Source organism: Pseudomonadota bacterium (assembly GCA_034660915.1).
Taxonomy (GTDB): Bacteria; Desulfobacterota; Anaeroferrophillalia; order Anaeroferrophillales; family Anaeroferrophillaceae; genus DQWO01.
Genome location: JAYEKE010000204.1, coordinates 1 through 1,884, shown reverse-complemented (window position 1 = coordinate 1,884; position 1,884 = coordinate 1). Strand labels below are relative to the sequence as shown.

The window sequence follows — 1,884 nt, the reverse complement described above, 5'->3', positions numbered from 1 at the left end:
AAACAGGGATTGGAGAATCTGAGGTTGAAAGTGCTTTGAAAGCTGCTGGAGCCTGGGAATTTGTCTCGGCTATGCCCCAGGGAATGTATTCGGATATTGGCGAAAGGGGTGGTAAACTATCAGGTGGGCAGCGGCAAAGGCTGGCTATTGCCAGGGCTTTGGTACATAAACCGCGGCTCTTAATTCTTGATGAAGCAACCAGTGCATTGGATATTGAAAGTGAAGCGGCGATCTGCGAAACCTTGCAGAAATTGCGTTATGAACTGATTATTCTGGCTATTTCACATCAGCCAACCATGGTTGAAGCGGCTGACCGCACATATCGACTTGAAAATGGTAAAGTCTTCTTGCTTGAAGGAATACAAGGGAAATCTTTGACTGGAAACATAAAGTGAGAGCATTTTTTGCTGGTCCTCAGGCACCGCCAGGTTTTCTGCGGGATTTGCTTGCCGAGCGGATAAGAGCAGTTCCAGACGGTGGGTCCATCGATTGGGTGACTTATTATTTTCGTGATCGACATCTGGCTGAGGATTTATTGACTGCCCATCGTCGCGGGGTCAGAGTGACGCTAACCATTGAAAAAAATCCGCGTAATGCTCATGCCAATGAGGCGGTAAGCGAAATGCTTGCCGGACCACAAGGTTTGGGGGCCGGATTTCGTTCTCTGTCTTTGTCCCTGTTGACATCCCGGTTCAGGACCGGTTGGGAACCACACCTGCACGAAAAACTGTATTGTTTTTCTCATCCGCAGCCAGTAGCCTTCCTTGGCTCTTACAACCCCTCAGGGGATCAACCGGAAGAATGCCCGGAAATTATCAGGGAAATTGGTGACCAAAACCGTGGCTATAATGTTTTGATTGGGGTGACAGATCCCCAAGTGGTTCGTTATCTGGTTGCCCATGCCAGGTATTTGCATAGAACTGAAATAAGAAGTACCCAGCGTTTTTCCCTCTATAATAATCTGGAGTTCCAGACCATTAATGGAAGAATTTTCTTTTTGCCCCGTTTACTTCCGCATCCGGTTATGCGATTTTTAAATGCTTTAGGACCTGATTGTAACTTGAAGTTTGTCATCTCTCACCTGAAAGGTCCGACTATGGCCCGCAAATTGGTAAAACTTGCCAGAAAAGGGCATAATGTTGAGATTCTGGCAGATTCTACTTTGCGACGGGTACCGGAGTCGGTGGAAAGAATCCTCAGGGATGCCGGGATTTCCTTCCATCGTCTGGGGAGTGAAAATGGTTTGCCTATGCATGATAAATTTGTTCTGGTAGAGGGTATTAAGAAGCGTTGGGTGATTTTCGGCAGTTTTAACTGGACAGTTCGTTCCTGGTGGCTGAACCAGGAGATTGGTATGATTTCCTCCGATTCCGGATTATATAAAGCTTTTTATTCCCGTTGGGAAGAGTTAAGTTCCCAGTCGGAGCATGGAAAAGTATAGTAGTACCTTACTCCTGAAAATCTGTCACTCTTTTCAGTACCCCCTTGAGGGGTAAAAAAACAAGAAATTGACGGGAACACATTGGATGTTCGGGCTTGGCTCATAGCGGTATTGGCCGCCGAACGAATCACACGATGTGATTTGCGGTGGACGCCTCGGAGCTGCACACGACGTGCAGCGAGAATGAGTGAGAGCCATGCCGGAACATTCTGACACCTTAATTTGGGTTGCGGGAACAGCCCCGCATTAGTAGTTTCTATGGGGCTGGAAAGATGCATCGCAATATTTGATGCCGATTATGCCATTCTGATTTTGTCCTAAACTGAGCGATTAGCCTTTAGCGGTTAGCTATTAGTTTAATGATTACAGGATTTTTTGCTATTACAAACGTAAACATTCGACTACGTTTTCAGAAAAGATAAAAATACTCTCACAGAGGCACA

At 46.3% G+C, this 1,884-nt stretch carries 2 protein-coding genes; both read left to right on the top strand.

Features of this window, described 5'->3' with window-relative positions; all coding sequences use genetic code 11:
* Nucleotides 1-395, top strand: a 395-nt coding sequence (locus U9P07_11475; GenBank protein ID MEA2110029.1) for an ATP-binding cassette domain-containing protein, incomplete at its 5' end; no start/stop codon positions are given.
* Nucleotides 392-1,441, top strand: a complete 1,050-nt coding sequence (locus U9P07_11470) for a phospholipase D-like domain-containing protein (protein ID MEA2110028.1) — start codon at nucleotides 392-394, stop codon at nucleotides 1,439-1,441. The genes U9P07_11475 and U9P07_11470, both read left to right, overlap by 4 nt.
* Nucleotides 1,442-1,884: the final 443 nt, after the last annotated feature.